Origin of the sequence: Devosia sp. RR2S18 (genome assembly GCF_030177755.1) — a bacterium.
Taxonomy (GTDB): Bacteria; Pseudomonadota; Alphaproteobacteria; order Rhizobiales; family Devosiaceae; genus Devosia; species Devosia rhizosphaerae.
Map to the genome: position 1 here is coordinate 1,874,455 of NZ_CP126539.1, position 20,156 is coordinate 1,894,610.

The following is a 20,156-nucleotide window of genomic DNA, read 5'->3' on the forward strand; positions in this document are numbered from 1 at the left end:
CACAAAGCTGGAGCGCAGCGTCACCGGATCGATGGAAAAGCCGCAGTGCGTCCTCAGCCTCGAACGAGCTCCATTTGCTCCACCTCAATGGTCGTGCCCTGCTGGCAGAACGAGAACTCCGCCAGCCGACCCTCCACTTGCACGGTATCGCCTGTACCGGCTTTCCCCAAACGACCTGTTAAGGTGTAAAGGCGACCAGAGTGGTCCCGCATCGCTTGGCATTCTACGCCCTCGTCGGTCAGAGTGCCAAAGATCACCACGTCGTTGTCAGGTGCTGGGGCAGGCGGCCCGAGTGGGCGAACACTGATCACCTGCAACGTGGTGCCTTGCTGACAAAGGGAGCGGTCGACAGCGTTGGCCACCAATCGGATGCGGTCACCATCCCGCCACTCCCCGATCGGACCAATCAACGTATAGAGACGCCCATCATCCCCGCGCATGGCCTGACAGGTGATCCCCTCATCGGTGAGCGTGCCTGAGAGGGTTCTGGTCGGGAGATTTGTGCCGCCCGGGCGCGGGCGCTGGGTATGGCTGGGAATGCGCAGCACCATCCCGGGGCGCAGCAGGTTAGGGTTGCGAAGATTTCGATTGGCTGAGGCTAAGGCACTCAGGCTGACGTCATATCTCCGAGCTATGCTTGCCAAAGTGTCCCCGGCACGCACCCGGTAAGTGCCACTCGCTGCTGGTCCAGACGAGGGTGTGGGGGAGGGCTGAGCGCCACCCCTCAATTTCAGCACCGTGCCGAGCTGGATGTAGTTGGGGTTGGAGAGGCCATTCAGGCGCATGATTTCCCCAGCCGGGATGCCACACCGCGACGCGATGCCGTACAATGTGTCACCTGGCTGAACACGGACCGTAGCGCCACAGACAGGCTGGGCCTGCGCAGGAGCAACAACGGCCCCTGCGCTGCCCAGAGAAACAGCAGCAAGCGCCGCAGCGGTAAAGAGCTTTTTCAACATGATCTCAACTCCCGGCATTCCAGACCGGATCAGATCACCTGACGCCTGAACGGTGTCTGAACAACCGAGATGGCCAGCCCCTCGGCAGACTGATCGCTCCGAACTTGGCGCGGCGGCAAGGCCAAGATTGTAGAAGAACGCAGATGACCGCCTATGGTCCTGTTTCTGCCCGAAGCGGTGCGGCATGGACTGGCACTGTACGAAGCGGGAATTGAATGACCCATCGGGTACCTGGTCTTGGACCACCTCCAATGGTGCGTGCCGCGCGGCCTTCCAGTGCAGCAACCATCGAACGCACGAGGAGGGCGCCAAGGCCTGCCCCTTCATTGCCGCTAAAGCCGCTGCCATTGTCACTCACTTCGAGCAGAACGGAGCCGCCCTGCGTTTCTAGCGAAACTGCTACCGAGCCGTGACCATCAGGGAAGGCGTGCTTGAGTGCGTTGGTTACGAGCTCGTTGACGATAATGCCAAGTGCCACTGCATCAGCACCACGCAACTGCAAGGCCTCCGCTTCAATGGCCAATGAGATGCCTTCACCGGGCAGGGTCTGTCGGACGTCTTCAACGATGGCTGCCAGGTATGGTGCCACATCCACATGCGCAGAATCGGTGTCGATCCTCAGCCGGCGCTGTGCTGAGGCGATCCCAAGGATGCGCTGGTGAGCATTCTCAAGAGCACGGCGAACTTTGTCGTCTTCGGCTTTCATCGCCTCAAGAAGCAGAAAGGAAGAGACCATCGAGAGATTATTGCCGACACGATGGCTTAGCTCCCGCAAAAGATGCTCAATGCGGCCACGCTCCATCGCAAGGTCGCTCGTGCGTTCCTGAACCCGATGCTCCAGATCTCGATTGGCCTGCTCCAAACCTGCAGTGAATAGCCCCTAGATTTGTAGACGCCTTCTTCCCTAATTTTGAGGCAAGGAGGCCTACATGGGCAAAGGCAATTTCAGCGACGAGTTCAAGCGGGACGCGGTGCGTCAGATCACCGAGCGGGGGTATCCCGTTTCGGAGGTGTCGCAGCGTCTGGGGGTGAGTGCTCATTCGCTCTACGAGTGGCGCAAGAAGTATGCATCGGATGTTTCCAAGGGTGGGGATCAGGCCGATGAGATCCGGCAGCTTAAGCGAGAACTGGCGCGGGTCACTGAGGAGCGCGACATCCTAAAAAAAGCGGCCGCGTACTTCGCCAAGGATGCAAAGTGAGGTACGCGTTTGTCGCCGAGCATCGCCAGCAGTTCTGTGTGCGCACCATGTGCCGGTGCCTTTCCATCCATCCCAGCGGCTATTATGCGTGGCTCAAAAGCCCTTTGAGCAAAAGGGCGCGGGAAGACATTCGCCAGACCGAGCTGATCGAAGAGGCCTGGAAGCAGAGCGGCAAGGTTTATGGCTACCGCAAGCTGCATGACGACCTGCTGGACCAGGGCGAGACCAGTTGCGCCAATCGTGTTGCGCGCCTGGCCAGACTGGCCGGGATCAAGGCTCAGATCGGCTACCGGCGCCGGCCTGGTGCCTATGGAGGCAAGCCATCTGTGGTGGTCGACAATACCCTGGCTCGTCAGTTCGACGTCGATGCGCCGGACACCGCCTGGGTGACCGACATCACCTATATCAAGACCATGGAGGGCTTTGCCTATCTGGCCGTGGTCATCGACCTGTTCTCGCGCCGCGTCGTCGGCTGGTCACCAAAGCCGGCAGACCAGTGAGGTCGTCCTTCAGGCCCTGCACATGGCTGTCTGGCGCCGAAAGCCACAGAACACGGTGCTAGTCCATTCCGATCAGGGCTCCCAGTTCACCAGCATGGACTGGGCTAGCTTCCTGCGACACCACAATCTGGTTCACTCGATGAGCCGGCGCGGCAACTGCCATGACAATGCTGTGGCCGAAAGCTTCTTCAACCTGCTCAAGCGCGAGAGGATCAGGCGTCGGACCTATCGGACACGGGACGAAGCCCGCCAAGATGTGTTCGATTACATTGAGATGTTCTACAACCCCACCCGAAAGCACGTCCGCAACGGCATGCTCTCACCCGTCGAGTTCGAACGGCGGCACCAAATCTAACCCCGAAGGTGTCTACAGAACACGGGGCTATTCACAGCGAGCCGTTGCTCTGCCCTGAGCCTCGCAGTGATCGACAAGAGCATGGCTCCGGTGACGCCGAAGATGGCGACAAGGAGCATCACCCTTACTAGTCCCACGTAGCGCTCTCGCTCGGCAAGCGCGCGATTTTCCTCCTCTTCAATCGCCGCTACTGCGTCAAATATACGTGCCGAAGTGCGCCTCAGCTCGTTCTCTCGCACCGCTTGGACTGCAGCTTCCATCCCGTCACTTTGAAGGGCTTCGAGAGCTTCATCGAGTTGCCCGTCACGCTGTTCAATCAGTCGGAGCAAGCCGCCGACCAGATCGTCCTCGATTGCCCGGCGTGCCACTGCGGCGCGCACCGTGTCAGCCAGCCCGTCCAGTTTGGCCCGTGCTTCGTTCGCGTCTGCTAGATAGTCGATCTCGCGGGTGAGAATGTAAGCCCGCTGGGCTCGTTCGGCTTCGACGATCGCTCGATGGAGACGCTCGATCGCGGTACGCGCTTCGAGCGAGGCCCGCACTTTGTTCTCGGCCCAATAGCTCAAGCCTAAGAGCGCACCCGCTATCGCTGCCATGAGGATGAAGGCGGTGATCCCTGCGACGTGAACTCGAAAGCCGCCGTCTCTGACGGTCATCTGGACCTCCGAATCAATCAGATCTCAGGCAGAATCGTAAAATACCTGCAGGGCCGCAACGCTCGTCGCTAAAGGTTGAACCTAACCATTGGCGACCCTCTGCCGCTCGCACCTGAGCTTGATTGAAAAAGCCGCTGAAGATTGTCGCTGACATGAGCCGACGGGGCCTCGATTTTGAGCTCGGCTAGTAGGCTGCTAACGCCAGTGGCACCAGCAATGGGTCGTGAGCTCTCTGATGCAGGTCTTGGTAAGCTATGGGGCGCAAGTCACCGCTACCGTGCAACCAACTCAACGACATCATGGAGCGATTCGAACATGGGGCTAGGCAGTTCGAGCAGGTAGCGCTGGTCTTCGCCGGCAACCTGATACAGACATCCCACCTGGTTGCGCTCCCCGTCACTGCCATAGAGCACGGGCTGTTCATCGCCGAAGTGAAGGGCGCCACGATAGAAGAAGCCGCCATTGGACGGGGTAAGGCTGCCTGAGAAACGCTGGGAGCCACTGGTCTTTGCGATCGAGCTGCCCTCCTCCCCGATCCGGCAGCTGAAGTAGTCATAGACAACGGCAGGAAGCATGCCGCCCAGCTTAATGGTCCGGCATTGATAGTCGCCGTCCGGTAGCGAGCTCGTCGGGGTAAATCCGGGGGTGTATAGGGCGCTGATGGTGACTCTATCCGCTGCACGGTCGGCGAGCAGCGCGGCGGCGAGACCCCGCGTGCGCGATTTGACGATGCCAGCAAGCCGCTCCTCATCGGATGCGTTTACCGCATCTGCCGGTGCTCCGCAGGGCTGCACTTGAGCCAGTGCGGGCTGGATCATGAGCAGTGCTAGTCCGCTCGCTACTATTTTGTGCATCAGCATGGCTGGGGTTCCTCGTTGCTTGTTGAGGGGGTAAACGCTTGGCGTTCCTACTCGAAACTTCCCTTAGCCTAACCTCGTGATCACCTCGGCCCATCTCCGGACCCAAAGGAAGACTGAGCGGGTTTCGCTGCGGCTGTCCCGGAGTCACCTCTCGTAAGCTCTCGACCCAGCCCGAGATCTAAGGAACCCAAGCATCCCACCCTAAGCCCACCAGTAGACCCATTAGGATCACTGCAAGCGCGATAAAAGTTCTGGTGGAAGGCCCGAAGTTCTTCTCGGGTCGCTGATCGTCGTCCAATGAGCGCACCTCTTATGTATTTCGGCGGAACGTAATTGGAGGCCGAAAGGATCACAAGGTCGGACGGTTTTTCGAAGAACCCGTGAGAGCCATCGTGGTCGGGGCAGAGGGCACCCGCGGTACTGAACGTAACCGGCTCTGCCAGAAGCTCTAGATTTCTATGTAGGATTGTTTCTGACAAGCGAGGTGCGCACTTGGGACAGCGCTGATGGTCCGTTCTGGTCCTACCAGGCGGACGCCTGCTCGTTGTCGGGTGGAGGCGAACAGCAGCTCCACAAATGAGTTGGTCGCGCAACGGCAGACATGAGGTCTTTCAATGCCCGAAAACCGATGAACTACGTTTCACGAGTTGCGCCTCGCCGCGGTCGTTCAAAGCAGACGCATCCCTGAGGTTACGATGATCACAAGCGCCACACCCACCATCAGCGGTCTGACGGGTATTCGCTTGACCAGGATGGCACCGAACGGAGCGGCTAGGACGCCGCCGATGATGAGGCCGGCAGCGTTGGCGATCTCAGTCCAGCCGATCGCAAGAACAAAGGTGATCGAGATAGTGAGTGTGACCAGGAATTCGGTCAGGCTTGTCGAGCCGATCACCTTTTTTGGTTCATGACCTCTCCCGACCAACGATGTCGTTACGATGGGACCCCAGCCGCCACCACCCATTGCGTCCAGCACACCGCCGCCGAAACCGATCACTGGAATAAGCCTGTCGCGAACGTCACGTGCCAGAGTGGACGAAATTGAACAATGTAACCCCCAATGCCCATAAGGTAGATGGCGACGAAGGGTTCGATGGCACCTGCATCGATGTTCGCCAGCGTGAAAGCACCAATGGCTCCACCGATCATGCCGGCAGGGGCGAGCCGCGCAACCAGACGCCAGTCTACATTTCGATGCAAGGCGTGACTGGTCCCCGACGCTGCCGTTGTGAATATTTCGGTCACATGGGTCAGGGCGCTGGCGGTTACGGGTGGAACACCGAACGCCAGGAGCGACGAGGTCGTGATGACGCCAAACGCCATTCCCAAGGCACCGTCGATGATCTGAGCCCCAAAGCCGATCGCTATGAAGATGAAAATGTCTTGTGTCACGTCCGCACTCCAGTAGGTGCAGAGATACTCCAGCGGGTTAGTCGTCTTTGAAAGCTAGAGAGCGACTAATGTGGGTGGGCACCAGAGAAAATTCGGCTCGCTCCGGAGCAGTGCTCAGATGAGCATTCCTGATCCGCTTGAACGTTGCGGCCGATAGCTGCGGTGGCGGTCGAGACTTGACCGCTACGCTATGTTGAAACTGACCGAAGCAACAGGCCCGACGCAGACCAGAGCGATAGCGGCATTGTTGTAGGAAGGCAGGCCAGACTTGTGACTGTGACCTTGGTGGATGACCCGCACCGACAATGCGGGATTTCCCATCGACTTTGCTGAGCGGGCCGTTAGGTTCCCGCCAAGCTAGAGCCGAGGGATTCGTGGCGCGCTTTTTCTCGAAACGCTTAGGTGTAGCATTAGCGCTGGTGATCGCTGGTGTGTTCGGCACGATTGCAGCGGTTATCCTGATTCCCGAGCCGCATGAGCTGGCAGGCCCCGTCGAAACGGAACTGCTGGCTGGGTCTCCTGAGTTCGTCCGATCCATGTTCGCTCTTCACGGAGGCAATCTCTACGAGAGCAACAACATTGCGACGCTGCAGAATGGGGAGGAAATCTTCCCCGCCATGCTTGACGCAATCGCAAGCGCTCAGCGCTCCATCAACTTCGAGACCTATGTCTATTGGAGTGGCTCAATCGGCTCCCGTTTTGCGGAGGCATTGGCGGAGCGGGCTGCGGCAGGCATCGAAGTCAATGTTCTTCTCGACTGGCAGGGCAGTGTGTCCATGGAGGACGAGCTGATCGAGACCATGGTCGCGGCGGGCGCTACGGTAAAGCGCTTCAGACCCATTGAGTGGTATACGTTGGACCGCTTCAACGCACGCACCCACCGCAAGCTGCTGATCGTTGATGGCACTGTCGGGTTCATCGGCGGTGTCGGTATCGCGGACAAGTGGCTCGGCGATGCCAGCAGCCCCGATGAGTTCCGGGAGCTTCACTATCGGGTTCAAGGTCCAGTGGTTGCGTCCATGCAGGGCGCTTTCGCTTTCAACTGGCTGGAGGCAACGGGCCGTCCCCTGCAGGGCGACCTCTATTTCCCTCCTGTTGCGGACTCAGGGCCGATCGTCACTCAGCTTGTTTACTCAAGCATTGGATCGCGCAACGTGATGCATGTGATGCTGATGACTGCACTTGCCGCGGCACAGGATCACATCCGCATCGGAACAGCTTACTTCGTGCCAGACGAAATCGCCATTGCTCAACTCCTGGCTGCTCGCCAACGCGGCGTAACCGTCGACGTGCTTGTTCCAGGCGAGCATACCAACAAAGACTTCGTTCGGGCTGCCTCACGGCACTTCTGGGGAGATCTACTGGAAGCCGGGGTAAACTTCTACGAATACGATCCGACGATGTATCACGCCAAGATCACCATCGTCGATGAGAGCTGGACTTCGATCGGCTCCGCCAATTTCGATGAACGCTCGTTTCGGCTCAATGATGAGGCCAATCTCAACGTCTACGACGCGGCCTTCGCAGCCCAACAGATCAGCATTTTCCAGCAGGATGTTGAGCGCTCAACTCTCATCACGCTCGAGCATTGGGAGAGCCGGCCCGCGTGGCAGAAGGTGACCGACTGGCTCGCCAGTACGTTGCGGGTACAGCTTTAAGTCTGGAACCCATTTAGCCGTGATCAGGGTTTGTCCAATGCAAGCTCCTCCGCCCAGGAGAGGACCGCCTTTGCAACGGTCTGCAAATGATCAGCCGCGCTGAAGCCCGACACTGCCTTGCGGGGCTTGAGATCATGATCTCCATCCTCGAGCCACAGCAGTTTCACCGCGGGTGAGAGCAGGTAGGTCTGGACCTCCTCTCGCGTTCCAAGCGGATCGCGTGTGCCCTGGCAGATGAGGGTAGGGGTTCTGAGGTCTTCGAGATGCGCCGTACGCAGCTGCTGTGGCTTGTCTGGAGGACGGAATGGATAACCTAGACACAGCAGACCGGCGATGCGCTGCGTTTCGTAGAGCTGGTCTGCTACCATGCTGCCCACGCGGCCCCCCATGGACTTGCCGCCAATGATAAGGTTCTTCCCGGGTTGCGCCAGTGCCTCGACCGCGCCGAGGTATTCGGGCATGAGCTTTTCTGCCTTGGGTGGTGGCTTCCGGCCGCCTTCGGTTCGCCTGCTGGCCATATAGGCAAACTCGAACCGGGCAACTCGTATGCCTTGCCGCACCAATGCTTCCGTCACCGCGTTCATCCCCGCGGAATCCATCGGCGCCCCTGCGCCATGTGCAAGGAGTATGGTGATCGCTGCATCGGGCGGGCCATCAACCAGAAACTCGGTCATACCGCAGAACTCCTGAGCTGACGTTCTGCCAGAGCAACACCTGCCCGAGCGCGGCGGGCCCACTCCGAACTCTGGTCGAGATCGAGGTATCGCCGCCACCAGCGCGCTGCTTCTCCCAGTTCACCCTCGTCATATTCGAGAGCCGCCAAATTGTAGATCGCGTCGCCGAACTCTGGATCGATCCCAATCGCACGCAGCAGATGATCCCGGGCGCTCCCCGGGCGGCCAAGTTCCCTCAGCACCGCCGCCTGATTCAGCCACGCTTCGCTAAACAGCGGGTCGCGCTTCAGCGCTGTGGCATAGGCGGTCATGGCCGCTTGCAGATCTCCCAGCTCTCGCAGACAGTTTCCCTGGTTGAAAGCTGCGGTCGCCTCATTAGGATCAATGGCTGCACAGCGACCGTAGAGCCGGGCGGCTGCCTCGAACTGGCTTTCTGCCTCCGCAGCCTCGGCCCGGGAGAACCAATCCTCCTCCTCGTCGACTGCCGCCTCGTCAAATTGCATGACGCGTTGCCCGTCCAGCTCGAAGACGGAGCGATCATCGCGAGAGACGATCCGGTCTTCCCCCATTTCGAGGTGCAGTGGCGTCAGGGTGCCGGAGCTGCCCGGCTTGACCGATCGGGCAATTGCCAGCCAGGTCGCTCCATCCGCAACCAGAGCTGCGTACTTCCGAGCCATCACGAGGTCCCGGAACGAATAGGGCTCCTCATGGTGTTCGAAGGCATCGAAGAGCGTGAGCCGATCCAGCGTCACCGGGTCGAGACTGGATTGCCGCAGGAGCGCCGCACGACTGATTGTACCAGCTGGCGGTGCGGGGCGGCTGCCGATCAGACGGAGAAGACCGCTTTCGCTTAGGAGGGTAGGGGTGTGATCATCCGTTTCCAGCCGTCGCTCCAACTCGCTCCCCGCGTAGCGGGTCAGCAGGCCACGTCCAAGGACGAGAATGGTTGTGCCGCGCAGCTGGCCACGATGGAGCCTGCCGCCAAGTTCGTGGACCCGTTTGGTGGCAAGCCGCATTGGCAAGGCACTGAGCGCCCCCAGAACCCCGATGCTCTTGCCGGTGAGGTTGGCCAAGTGGCTCAGGCCTTCTTCCTGGCGGCTGGTTTCGGCTTGGCCGTGGCGGTTTCCGGAGCTCCGGCCTTCTTGGCCTCTTTTGCTGCTGGTGCCGCCTTGGATTTGCTGCGAGCCGCAGGCTTCGGCTCACCCAAGCTTGCCTTGAGGGCGGCCATAAGGTCGATGACATTGCCGCGTTCTGGAGCGGCGGCGGTGACGGGCTTGTGGCCCTTTACCTTCTCCTTGATCATGGCCAAGAGCGCCTTCTCGTACCGGTCCTCATAGGCTTTTGGATCGAACAGGGTGGCCTTCTGCTCAATGAGCTTCTGCGCAAGCTCAAGCATTTCTGGGTCTGGGTTGCCAACCGGAATGTCGCCGAAATACTCGGCGGTTCCCCGAACTTCACTGGGATTGCGCAGGGTCGAGATGAACATACCGGTCTCGCGCGCACTGATCGTGACCACCCGCTCACGACTGGTGAGGACCAGGCGTCCGATGCCCACCTTGCCGCTTTGCCGGAGTGCTTCGCGGAGGACAATGAAGGTTTCCTCAGCCAGCGCGCCGTCCGGTGCCAGATAGTAGGGCGCATCCTGGTAGATGACATCCACCTGGTCCTCGTCAACAAAGGCCTCGATGTTGATGGTGTGGTTGGATTCGATCCGCACTGCGTCGAGGTCGCTGTCTTCGATCAGCACGTACTGCTTGGGCTCGTACTCGTAGCCGCGCACCAGATCGCTCCGCTCGACCAGACCCAGCTTGGGGTCGACCGGCTTCATGTTGATCCGGTTCATGGTCTCTTTGTGCAACTGATTGAAGCTGATGCGATCAGCTGAGCTGGTCGCGGGATACATCTTGACTGCACAGGACACCAGGCTCAGCCGCAGATGTCCCTTCCAACTCGCTCTTGGAGCCATTGCCCCCTCCTACGCATGTACTTCTATTCATTCCTTCAGATGCTTATTCCGTATTCTTCGTGAGTTTCTTGAGCCGATTTCCTCACCCCACCTTGTCGGGCGTCCGGGCTGCAGAAGGATAGTAGATCTGGCCCACGGCAGAGTCGAATCGACTCTGTTGGCCAGGTTTGGACGTTCGTCTTGGGGGGTGCAGTCATCTGCGGACCACCTGCTGCACGGGTTCGCTCAGGACCTGCTGGGCTTCGAAATACCCTTCCCAAACATCAGGACCTTGTGCCCGTGCCGCGGCCGAGAAGATGTCGAAACTGTTGGCCGCGGCGAGTTCGCCCAATTCGTCCCAGGTGACCGGCATGGCGACCGTGCCGCCAGCCCGAGCCCGGGTAGACCAGGGGCATATCGCCGTAGCGCCTTGCCCGTTCCGCAGATAGTCAAGGAAGATGCGGCCCTTCCGCTGGGCCTTGCTCATGTTGGCGATGAATCGATGCGGCTCATTGCGAGCAAGGAGTTCGGCGAAGTTCTGGCAGAACTGCTTCACCTCTGACCAGTCAGCCTGGGGGACCAGTGGGACGACTACGTGGATGCCTTTGCCGCCGGAAACCAAGGGCCAGGATGCGAGCCCAAGGGCACCAAGAATGTCCCGGATGTCGAAAGCTGCCTGCCGCACATCTGCAAAGCCGAGGTCCTCGTCCGGGTCGATGTCGAAGACCATGCGTTCTGGCAAATGTGGCTGCTGCCGGCGTGCCCCCCAGACGTGCCATTCAAGAACGTTCATCTGCACGCCACCGATGAGACCAGCGAGATCTTCGACCCACAGGATGCGACTGTCCTTGCCCGACAGCTTCTTGAGCTCGCCTGCGCGGAGGGCTGCGGGCATGCCGGGCAGCTGATGCTTCTGAAAGAACGTGTCGGTGAGATCGTGCCTGGTATCCCGCACCAGGGAAAGGGGGCGATCCGAAAGGTGTTGCAGCATGCGCTCGGAGACCGCTGCATAGTAGGCGGCGAGATGGGCCTTGGTGATGTCGGTGCCGGGATAAATTACCTGGTCTGCATTGGTTAGCTTTATGCCGAGCGCTTGAGCAATATCCTTGCCGAATTTGGGGTCGAGCATGGCCCTTGGGACGCTCACGCCTGCCTGCTCGAGTACGACCTCGGCTGCGGGCTTGTCCTCCCGTAATCCCTTGAAGCTGGGGTGCCGCAGAGAACCGTCGGGGGTGATTTCACTGAAGGCAACTTCGGCGACCAGCTCCGGGCGGACCCAGTTGGCAAGTCTGGCGATATCGCGAGGAACTGCCGCGAAGGGTGAGGATTTCAAAGACCGGGTTTTGAGCTGTGCGAGAATGCTATCCCGCATTCGCTCGGTGAACCCGGTGCCAACTCGGCCGCGATAGACCAGTTGCCCGTTCTCGTAGGTGCCCAGGATAAGGCTCGCCATGCCTTTGCCGGTATCGCTCGGGCGCCAGCCGCCGACTACGAATTCCTGGCGTTTTGTGCACTTGATCTTGAGCCAGCTGGTGGTGCGATCACCGACATAGCGGGCGTCCGCTCGCTTGGCGATTACCCCTTCATGCCCGCCTTCGCACATGGTCTTGAGCAGGGCATCACCATCACCCTGCACATGGGTCGAAAACTGCAGGCTGTCGCTCGGGTCGCGAAAACCGATCAGCTTCTCGAGGCGGGCCTTGCGCTCGATCAGCGGCAGGTCAGATAGATTTCGGCCATCCTGATCGAGGAGGTCGAAAGCGTAGAACTTGAGGGGAATGCCAGCCCTGATGCCGGTCTTGAGCATGGAGAAGTTGGTCCGTCCGTGAGCATCGATGGCGACGATCTCGCCGTCGATGAGAGCCGAACCAGCTGTCAAAGACTGGAGGGAAGGGAGGAGGACACTGAACTGCTCGGTCCAGTCATGACCATTGCGGGTGAAGATCCTGGCCTTGCCACCAGAGATTGCCACCTGCGCGCGGTAGCCGTCGAACTTCATTTCGAACAGCCAGTCGTCGCCTGAGGGCACTGCTTCGGTTAGTGTGCAGAGCTGAAACGGACGAAAGGCGGGGAGGGGGAGCGTCGGGGTAGAGTCTGAGTCCCTGCGGGCTTGCCGCTTGGTGCGGGTTGCGGCGGCTAGCGCCGCCATGGGAGAGTCGGTTTCATCGGCGATTCAACCTTGAACAGGCACTTCGGTTGCAATGTTTGTTGCTACAACGAGCCGCCCAGAGCCCACATCGCCAGTAAAAGATGCGAACACAACGAGAAACACGGTTCCTTGCTCCTCGTGCTGGGAGCTTTCCAATCGTGCCGTGCCGACCCACCTATCTTGAGAAGCTCCATCGCGAGCAGTGCCCAGCGGTAGAGCACGGCGACCGGCCGACAAGTGCATCACCGCTGCTGGTGATTGCCGGAGCCAGCTCAGCAAGAAGGAAAGAGAAGCTAACCCGAGGTTTGCTTCTCTTTCCTTGCAACGAGCCGCACAGGCAACGCACCGTGCCAGATGAGTGAACGAGTGGTCTTGGCTGAATCTGCCTCTTACCTCAGCCATGGGCATGTCGGGCCCTCAAATCAGGGGGCTTGGTGATCGGGCTGTTGGGCGAAAGACACGGGCTTCCGCCAAATAAGCTGTTAGTAAATCGACGCGGTCATTTGCGTGCGTGCGGAGGCAGCAGGAGCCAGTTCGGCAAAAGGCAGCTCACCTAAGGCACGAAACTCAATGAGGATGTTGGTGTCGATACAAAACGCGACGCTATCCATCGGAAGGATATCGTCATGGTCCGCCATCATTGCCTTGCGAGTTCACCAAGCCAATGTCTAAGAACATCGACATGGATGGCGAAGTCTCGCCCTTCGCCAGGACCTCCCCGGTGGATGATTCCGGCCACCTCTCCATCGACGTCAAGCAAAGGACCACCAGACATGCCTTGCGTCAGTGTCTGGCCCACCTCGATCTTGGCAACACCCTGCTTAATCGGCAGGGAGCTTACCGAACCTATCCGCACATTAATTCGGTCGCCGGGTCCATATCCCGGGTAGCCAATCGCCGTAGTATTGTCTCCAACCTGGATCTTTCGTCGCGATAGCTCCAGTTCGTAATACTCGGTGGGTGGGATACCGTGGGATAAAATCGCCAGATCGCGGTGCTCGTCGGCATTTGCAACGGTGACGGTAAATTTGTTTGCCGGCTTGCTGGGATGATAAACCTCCAACTCAGGCGCACCTGCCACGCAATGCTGGGCCGTCAAAAGGCCTACTCCACTGACGAAGAACGCACTGCCCTGCGAGCCGTTGTCGCCGTCGTGCTCAATCAACCAGACCGAGCGGTCGCGCATCTCGATGGCAGTTGGGAGGATCTCTAGTTGCTTGTCAGGAAAAATCTTGTTGAAACGTGCCGCAAGGCTGCGAAACGTCGGGTCTGATCTGCCTTTGACGTGACCTACCCAGGCGAGCCGCCCCTGCAGGTGCGCGGCCAGATCAGAGGGGTTGTGGTACTTGCTGAGAAGAATGTCCTGAGCGACAGCTATACCGGAGGTCTCGGCCCGGTATAGGGCTGCGCGGATGTTCCGGATGTACCGTCTGTCTACGTTGATGAATTCATTGATGCGCAGACCGGTCACTGACCGGCGCGAATGCTTGTCCGCGTAGTGTGATTTCTCTGGGTTTATCGTGAATCCGTTCTCGCTGACGATGCGGCGCAGTTTCGTGCTCAGCAGATCGGGCGAAAAACGGCCAGCCGGCGGTACTGATCCTTCGAACACGCCGGTCAGCGGTTGGTAACTCGAGATGGTGATGTCGTCGGCATAGCGGGTGTAAATGGACCTCGTCTCCTTTGCGAAGGCCTGCATCTGTTTGTCCAGACGGAAACAAATCATGTTGGAAATGACAGGACTGGTCGGTGCTCCTTGCGGCAGCGCTCCTTGGATGCAGCACAGGCGGGCGATGATTTCCGCCACTCGCTCTACGACACCCAGGGACTCCAATAAGCCGATGACGCGCTTTTCAGAGATTGACGGAAAATAGTCTTTCAAATCCAAATTTGCCACGAACCGACGACGAAGGTGGGATTCTGCGTTAGATTTGACGGAGCGATCCTTCACGAAGCCATGGACACTTGCCCGAGGACGGTACATGCGATCGAGCAGCGCAGCCAATTTCCTTTGCAGCATCTTGAGACGACGATCCGGCGCCATGATCGCCCGCGTCGTGCCGCTTCGCTTGGCGATATCGAAGGACCGGTACATCCGATATCGACGCCACCAGATGGTAGACAGCTCCCGGCTAGACATGCCCAGGAAACGCAGAAGGCTCGCTTCATCCGTCAACTCGAGTGGAAGTCGAACCCTAGGCTGCGGCAAAACCCAGGAAAAGCTTGCAGGCACGAGGTCTCCCTTCCAATCACCGCCACGTCCATTGCATGGCACGCAGGACGATCCTCGAGAAGACGTTTGCTCTTACGCCGCAGTTACTACAGCGCGAATGCGAGGAGAGACCTCGTACGCTAGTGATTACATACACACGCCGTCCAAGAAACGGGGCTCGTGACGCTCTTTGACGCTTTCTCACAGATTTCACGAAGGATCTCAGTCCTACTAACGAACCAGACGCAGGTAAGGGTCTATCGGCAAGGATAATCCTGTTATTTCTCGCTATCAGGCCTTCACAAATATCTCAAACACCTAGTTCCTAGGCTGGGCGAAATCGTCGAGAAAGTATCCATTGCCGTGCAACCTACTCAAACGATCATTTCTGCGAGTGAGTTTGCTACAGCCCTGGCGTTGCGGCCGAACCTAGTTGCCTGGTTTCTCGGCTCCGGCGCATCGGCAGCCTCGGGCATTCCGACGGGCTACTCGATGATCATGGATTTCAAGGCGCGAATATTCTGTCGGGAAAACAACATATCACGACGGGAGATCGATACCGGCGATCCCGTATGGGTCGAACGCATCGGGAGCTTTTTCCGATCCTCTTCCATCCTGCCGCCAGAGGGTGACGCAACCGAGTACGCGGCGGCCTTCGAAGCGGTCTACCCGCACGAGCGGTTGCGCCGACAATACATCGACGACGCGATCGCGAAGGGAACGCCCGCTTTCGGGCATAAGGTCCTCGGCAGCCTGATGGCGGCCCGAAAGACCGATTGCGTGTTCACGACCAATTTCGATCCCTTGGTCGAGGAGGCGGCTCAGACCGCGAGTGCGTTGTTGCCGGCGACGGAGCAAGCCCGACCTACGGTAGCGGCGCTCGATTCCGCAGACCGCGCCGTACGGAGCCTCAAGGAATCCGATTGGCCGCTCGTCGCCAAGCTGCATGGCGATTACCAGTCCGAAGACATTAAGAACACCAGCACGGAACTGGCGGCTCAGGACGCCAGGATGCGGCACGTTTTGGTCGGGGCCTCTCAGCGGTTCGGAATGGTCTTCGTTGGCTATAGCGGCAGGGATGCCTCCGTCATGGAGGCGTTGACGTCTGTCCTCAAGGAAAGGACGCCTTTCCCCAACAATCTGTTCTGGGTTGCCCAGTCCACATCGAAGCTCCTGCCGGCCGTTACCCGCTTCCTCGAGGACGCGCGCTCCGCCGGCGTCGACGTCTCGTTTGTCGAGTGCAAGACATTCGATGAACTAGCGGCCGACGTGGTCAAGCAGGTCGACCTGCCCCAAGTCCTTTACGAGCACGTGATGGCGGGGCGATCGGAGGCGAGGTTAACTCCGGTCAATCTTCCGACGGCGGAAGCCAGGAGATTTCCGGTCTTGCGGCTCTCGGCGTTACCCGTCGAAACAATACCGCGCACGGCGAGACGGATCATTCTCGACAGCCCGACGACGTCGCCCGCGGCGCGGGCACTGCTCAAGGACGCTAAAAGCCGAGCAATCGTCGCCGCCAATGGACGTGAGCTCGCGGCATTCGGCAACGACGCCGAAATCGTCACCGCGTTACAAGCGCTCGGACCCAAGATCTCCGGCACGATCGAGCTGAATGCAGTCGACGAAAGCTGGGCTCGCGGGCTCGTCTACGACGCCTTGGTCGAAGCTCTTTCGCGGCGCCGACCACTCCGGGCGCGCCGCCAGCGCTCCGGACATTCGCTGCTCGTGAACGGGCCACGCGAGGGCGAAGAGCGGGGTAAGGCCCAATGGCGCACCAGGCTCCTGTCGGGCTTGCGCACGGCCTATGTTATGCCGCTCACCGGTACCGTGCCGACGCTGGGATTCCCGTTTCACGAAGGTATTTTCCTTAGGCTGGAACATGTTTCGGGGCAGTGGTGGTGCGGCTTCGAACCCCATACGTTCGTGGACATCCCCCGCGAAAGCGAAACGACCGCCGATTACGAGGATGCCATGATCGTCGCCCCAATCGAGAAGTCGTTCGAGCGACGAGGAGGCGATCCCGCAGGAGACTGGCGGAGAGAGCGTTGGGCACGTCGATACAACGGGAATTGGGCGAGGATCATCGATGCCTGGGCATACCTGTTAACCGATTGCGCCGACGGCAAGGTAAGCGCCTTCGGCCTCGATGGTGATGCAGGCGTCGACGCGGAATTCGTGGTCTCGCCCATCACGGCCTGGAGTCGTCCTGGTAATCACCACGACTATTTCGAGCGGAGCCGCTGATGGTCCGTTCTCCCGCACTTTCGAAAATGCCGCCGTTCTCTTTGCTGGAAGAGCCGCTCCTGGTCTTTTCCCCGACCGACCAAACGCATGTCGACGTGCATCCCCTGCGGGGCCTGGCAAAATTCGGTCCCTACTCCAAGGGCTCGTTCGGTAAATACGCGTCCAGGATAAGGATCGCGACGGTCGGACCCGAAAGTGCCTTTAGGCAACGCGGGGCTCTGATGGCGTCATTGCGGAGCAGCTACAGCCCGACGGACAGGTCAGAATACGTACCGCCATATCCCGGTTTCGAGCAGTTGTATCGGGTCGCCTTGGAATCCGCTCCACCCGAGGCACACGTCAGGTGGCCTGATGATCTCGATAAACTGCCGGGCGATGGGCTTCCCCAGCAGCGCCTGTCAGATGCCATGGACGCTGCGCTCCGTCGGCTCGATGCCGTCCGTACAGAGTTCGATGTCGTTCTGGTTCATTTCCCCGATACCTGGCTTTCGGCCAGCCGCGGAGCATATTTCGATGCACATGACACCCTGAAGGCCATGGGCGCGGGTTACAACATCCCGACACAGGTCCTGAACGACAGCGCCTTCTCGTTCGCCCACAAAGCCTCCCTAGCGTGGCGCCTCTCGACGGCCCTCTACGTGAAGGCCGCGGGCATCCCTTGGAAGCTGGCGCCCCTCAAGGGCGTGCCCGAGGACACCGCGTATATCGGGTTGGCCTATGCGTTGCGGGGTGACCAACGCGATGCGCATTACGTAACCTGTTGCTCGCAGGTCTTCGACATGGATGGCGGCGGGATGCAATTCGTCGCGTTCGAAGCGCGCGATCCGGTAGCGGATGTTTCAGAGGCGCAGAGGAACCCGTTCCTGAGCCGAGACGACATGCGCACCGTACTTGCCCGAAGCCTGGAACTGTACCAGGCAAGGAACGGTGGGGTCCTGCCGCGGCGGTTGGTCGTTCACAAGACTACCGCCTTCAAACCGGATGAGATCGAGGGTGCTTTCGATGCCCTTGCCGGCATTCCTGAGGTTGAGTGTGTCGAAGTCGGGAGCGCGTCCGGTTGGCGCGCTGTCTGGCTCATCGAATCCGGCCAGCAAAAACCCCCGACCAAGCCTTCGGGCTATCCGGTCCCGCGGGGCACGGTCGTTATCAGGTCCGGAAGCTCGGCGCTGGTTTGGGTGGCCGGCAATGCTCCGCAGGTGTCGAGCAAGTCGGACTATTTCCAGGGTGGAAAGAGCATTCCCAGACCGTTGCAGATCGTGCGGCATGCCGGCCACGGCTCGCTGGACCTGACGGCGCATGAGGTACTGGCCTTGACCAAAATGGACTGGAACAACGACGCGCTCTACGATCCGGTGCCGGTGACTATCCGCTACTCACAGCGTTTGGCACGAACCATCGCCAATGTCCCCTATCTACCCGGCAAGGCCTATCCCTATCGCCTATTCATGTAAGGCAATGCGTTCGGCAACGGTCGCTGCTGTGAGACGCCTTTCGAAGCGCGTCGGCATGTCTGCCCCGAGTGAGATTCCTTCCGCAAGCTGTCATTCCGCTTCCGGCCCCATCTCGGTCATTCTTGATTGCTCCAGACCGAACTTATGGACGCGGTTGATCTGTCGATAGCTCGGTAGGGCTACGCTTGCACGAAGGGGCGGATGGACGCGGACATCGTTGCTGGAGTGTCTCCAGTGACAATCGCACCTAGCAGAGGCGCGGCTACGCCAATTTGCTGTAGCCGCCGACCATCCTCGGGAGTGAGCATCAATTGGCTTGGTACGATCACGGGAACGTCCACCGCTCGGACGATCTCTTGATAGCGGGACAGGTCGGCGTCCGTCATGGCCGAACGGTAGCGCGTGAACGGGCTAATAGAGGCCTCAAGAATGCAGCCTGGAAGTGACGCTAGCTTCTTGGCGTCTTTGGGAGTGCTGGCGTCCGACAGAGCCGGCATGGGTCGCAGCTTTGATTGGAGAAGATGTGGCTGCAGATGGTCGGCGTAGACATTGAACCCCTCGAAGCCCAGATTATGGAGCGCATCCATCTCCTCGGCAGTGGGGACGGTTTCCTGTCCCGCCATCACGAGGAGGGGGCAGCCGAGCTTTGCCAGCTGCCCGAAGAACGGGCGCTCTTCAGCAAAACTGCCGAAGGTGGTGCCCGTAGCGCGGTGATAAGCATTCAGATGTGTTTTTAGAGCATATGCACCTGCATCGAGCGCCGCCTTGGCGAGATCGAGATCGTGCCGTGCGAGCGATACGATGACCGGAAATGTGCCATCGGTAAGCGCCCGGTAAAGCGGGGTCTCTGGATACATTAGTTAATCCTCTGTCCGTCGGCCGCATCAAAGAGGTGGATGGTGCTAAGCTCAGGCATGATGTTGATGGTCTCCCCGGGCCGAGCGGTGAGCCGCTCGCGGAAAACGCCGATCATGGTATGCTCGCCCAGCGTCATGGTCACCTGGGTTTCCGAACCCATGGGTTCCACAAGGCGAACAGTCGCTGGTAACCCCTCGGGCACAAGAAGGATGTGCTCGGGTCTGATGCCGTAATTGGCGGGTCCGGTAGAATTGATGTTGCCGGGCAGCGGCAGGGTGGCACCTCCAACCTTGAAAGCTCCACCTTCTACGGTGCCGGCAAGTATGTTCATCGCTGGCGAGCCGATGAAGCCGGCGACAAAGAGATTGGCGGGGCGATCATAGAGGTCGAGCGGTGTACCGATCTGCTCGACCTTACCGGCATGCATCACCACGATGCGGTCGGCCATAGTCATCGCTTCGATCTGGTCGTGAGTGACGTAGACAGTAGTCACGCCAAGCCTCTGATGGAGCGCCTTTATCTCCCCGCGCATCACGACCCGAAGCTTGGCATCCAGGTTCGAAAGCGGTTCATCAAACAGGAATACTTGTGGATTGCGGACGATCGCGCGGCCCATGGCGACGCGCTGGCGCTGCCCGCCAGAGAGCTGACGCGGATAGCGGTCTAGCAGAGGCTTGAGCCCCAGGATGTCGGCAGCCCAATTCACCCTCTCTGCGATCTCGGCCTTGGAGCCGCCTCGGTGCTCCAGGGAAAAACCCATGTTGGTCGCCACGGTCATGTGCGGATAGAGCGCATAGTTCTGGAACACCATGGCGATGTCCCGGTCCTTTGGCTCGAGCTCGTTGACCACACGGCCGCCGATCGAGATGTCCCCGGCGGAGATTGTTTCCAGACCGGCAATCATGCGGAGGAGCGTGGACTTGCCGCAGCCAGAGGGTCCGACCAGCACGATGAACTCCCCATCAGCGATGTCCACGTCGATTCCATGAAGCACATCGGTGGCGCCATAGCTCTTGCGGACGGAAGATAAAGTAACAGGGGCCATGA

General features: G+C 59.6%; 17 protein-coding genes and 1 pseudogene. 6 read left to right on the forward strand and 12 right to left on the reverse strand.

The window, feature by feature from the left end:
- Positions 1-53: 53 nt before the first annotated feature.
- Positions 54-959 (reverse strand): LysM peptidoglycan-binding domain-containing protein, encoded by a 906-nt coding sequence (locus tag QOV41_RS09340; protein WP_284581014.1) that lies wholly within the window; start codon positions 957-959, stop codon positions 54-56.
- A gap of 151 nt (positions 960-1,110) precedes the next feature.
- Positions 1,111-1,821 carry a sensor histidine kinase gene (locus QOV41_RS09345; protein ID WP_284581015.1) on the reverse strand — a complete coding sequence of 237 codons (711 nt, stop codon included), beginning with the start codon at positions 1,819-1,821 and terminating at the stop codon, positions 1,111-1,113.
- A gap of 67 nt (positions 1,822-1,888) precedes the next feature.
- Here QOV41_RS09345 and QOV41_RS19730 point away from each other — a divergent pair, with 67 nt between their 5' ends.
- Genes QOV41_RS19730 through QOV41_RS19860 form a run of 3 tightly spaced genes read left to right on the forward strand, consistent with a single transcriptional unit; the run spans position 1,889 to position 3,013 of the window.
- Complete coding sequence (locus QOV41_RS19730; RefSeq protein WP_350151043.1) at positions 1,889-2,158, forward strand: transposase; 270 nt, start codon at positions 1,889-1,891, stop codon at positions 2,156-2,158.
- The gene (locus tag QOV41_RS19735; protein ID WP_415926757.1) at positions 2,155-2,658 is read left to right on the forward strand and encodes an IS3 family transposase; all 504 of its coding nucleotides are present in this window, start codon (positions 2,155-2,157) and stop codon (positions 2,656-2,658) included. Before QOV41_RS19730 ends, QOV41_RS19735 begins: the two co-directional genes overlap by 4 nt.
- The gene (locus QOV41_RS19860; RefSeq protein WP_415926758.1) at positions 2,582-3,013 is read left to right on the forward strand and encodes a DDE-type integrase/transposase/recombinase; all 432 of its coding nucleotides are present in this window, start codon (positions 2,582-2,584) and stop codon (positions 3,011-3,013) included. Before QOV41_RS19735 ends, QOV41_RS19860 begins: the two co-directional genes overlap by 77 nt.
- Here the strand turns inward: QOV41_RS19860 and QOV41_RS09355 are convergent.
- The 3 genes and pseudogenes from QOV41_RS09355 to QOV41_RS09365 form a co-directional block, all read right to left on the reverse strand.
- On the reverse strand, positions 3,010-3,666 hold the full coding sequence (locus QOV41_RS09355; protein ID WP_284581017.1) for a CHASE3 domain-containing protein: 657 nt from the start codon (positions 3,664-3,666) through the stop codon (positions 3,010-3,012). The two genes, QOV41_RS19860 and QOV41_RS09355, sit on opposite strands and share 4 nt — an antisense overlap.
- Before the next feature lie 272 nt (positions 3,667-3,938).
- Complete coding sequence (locus tag QOV41_RS09360; RefSeq protein ID WP_284581018.1) at positions 3,939-4,526, reverse strand: DUF4893 domain-containing protein; 588 nt, start codon at positions 4,524-4,526, stop codon at positions 3,939-3,941.
- A gap of 667 nt (positions 4,527-5,193) precedes the next feature.
- Positions 5,194-5,918: pseudogene (locus tag QOV41_RS09365) on the reverse strand (sulfite exporter TauE/SafE family protein).
- 374 nt (positions 5,919-6,292) lie between these two features.
- Between QOV41_RS09365 and QOV41_RS09370 the strand changes: the two are divergent.
- Positions 6,293-7,576 (forward strand): phospholipase D-like domain-containing protein, encoded by a 1,284-nt coding sequence (locus tag QOV41_RS09370; protein WP_284581019.1) that lies wholly within the window; start codon positions 6,293-6,295, stop codon positions 7,574-7,576.
- 23 nt (positions 7,577-7,599) lie between these two features.
- Here QOV41_RS09370 and QOV41_RS09375 read toward each other — a convergent pair whose 3' ends face one another.
- From QOV41_RS09375 to QOV41_RS09395, 5 genes are all read right to left on the reverse strand, one after another.
- Positions 7,600-8,250: an alpha/beta hydrolase family protein gene (locus QOV41_RS09375; RefSeq protein ID WP_284581020.1), complete on the reverse strand. Its 651-nt coding sequence runs from the start codon at positions 8,248-8,250 to the stop codon at positions 7,600-7,602.
- Positions 8,247-9,323, reverse strand: a complete 1,077-nt coding sequence (locus tag QOV41_RS09380) for a tetratricopeptide repeat protein (RefSeq protein ID WP_350151047.1) — start codon at positions 9,321-9,323, stop codon at positions 8,247-8,249. The genes QOV41_RS09375 and QOV41_RS09380 overlap by 4 nt, the downstream gene beginning before the upstream one ends.
- A 5-nt stretch (positions 9,324-9,328) precedes the next feature.
- The gene (ku, locus tag QOV41_RS09385) at positions 9,329-10,216 is read right to left on the reverse strand and encodes a non-homologous end joining protein Ku (RefSeq protein ID WP_284581021.1); all 888 of its coding nucleotides are present in this window, start codon (positions 10,214-10,216) and stop codon (positions 9,329-9,331) included.
- 193 nt (positions 10,217-10,409) lie between these two features.
- Positions 10,410-12,344: a DNA ligase D gene (ligD, locus tag QOV41_RS09390; protein ID WP_284581022.1), complete on the reverse strand. Its 1,935-nt coding sequence runs from the start codon at positions 12,342-12,344 to the stop codon at positions 10,410-10,412.
- Between the two features lie 637 nt (positions 12,345-12,981).
- Entirely contained in the window at positions 12,982-14,439 is a 1,458-nt protein-coding gene (locus QOV41_RS09395) for a reverse transcriptase domain-containing protein (RefSeq protein WP_284581024.1), read from the reverse strand.
- A 480-nt stretch (positions 14,440-14,919) separates the two neighbouring features.
- Between QOV41_RS09395 and QOV41_RS09400 the strand changes: the two genes are divergently transcribed.
- Complete coding sequence (locus QOV41_RS09400) at positions 14,920-16,800, forward strand: SIR2 family protein (RefSeq protein ID WP_284581026.1); 1,881 nt, start codon at positions 14,920-14,922, stop codon at positions 16,798-16,800.
- Positions 16,800-18,251: an argonaute/piwi family protein gene (locus tag QOV41_RS09405; protein WP_284581028.1), complete on the forward strand. Its 1,452-nt coding sequence runs from the start codon at positions 16,800-16,802 to the stop codon at positions 18,249-18,251. Before QOV41_RS09400 ends, QOV41_RS09405 begins: the two co-directional genes overlap by 1 nt.
- Before the next feature lie 179 nt (positions 18,252-18,430).
- On the opposite strand, the gene QOV41_RS09410 is transcribed toward QOV41_RS09405, so the two are convergent.
- Together QOV41_RS09410 and QOV41_RS09415 are read right to left on the reverse strand one after the other, a co-directional pair.
- Entirely contained in the window at positions 18,431-19,108 is a 678-nt protein-coding gene (locus QOV41_RS09410; RefSeq protein ID WP_284581030.1) for a hypothetical protein, read from the reverse strand.
- Positions 19,108-20,154, reverse strand: coding sequence for an ABC transporter ATP-binding protein (locus QOV41_RS09415; RefSeq protein ID WP_284581032.1), 1,047 nt, complete (start codon positions 20,152-20,154; stop codon positions 19,108-19,110). The genes QOV41_RS09410 and QOV41_RS09415 overlap by 1 nt, the downstream gene beginning before the upstream one ends.
- Between the last annotated feature and the right edge of the window lie 2 nt (positions 20,155-20,156).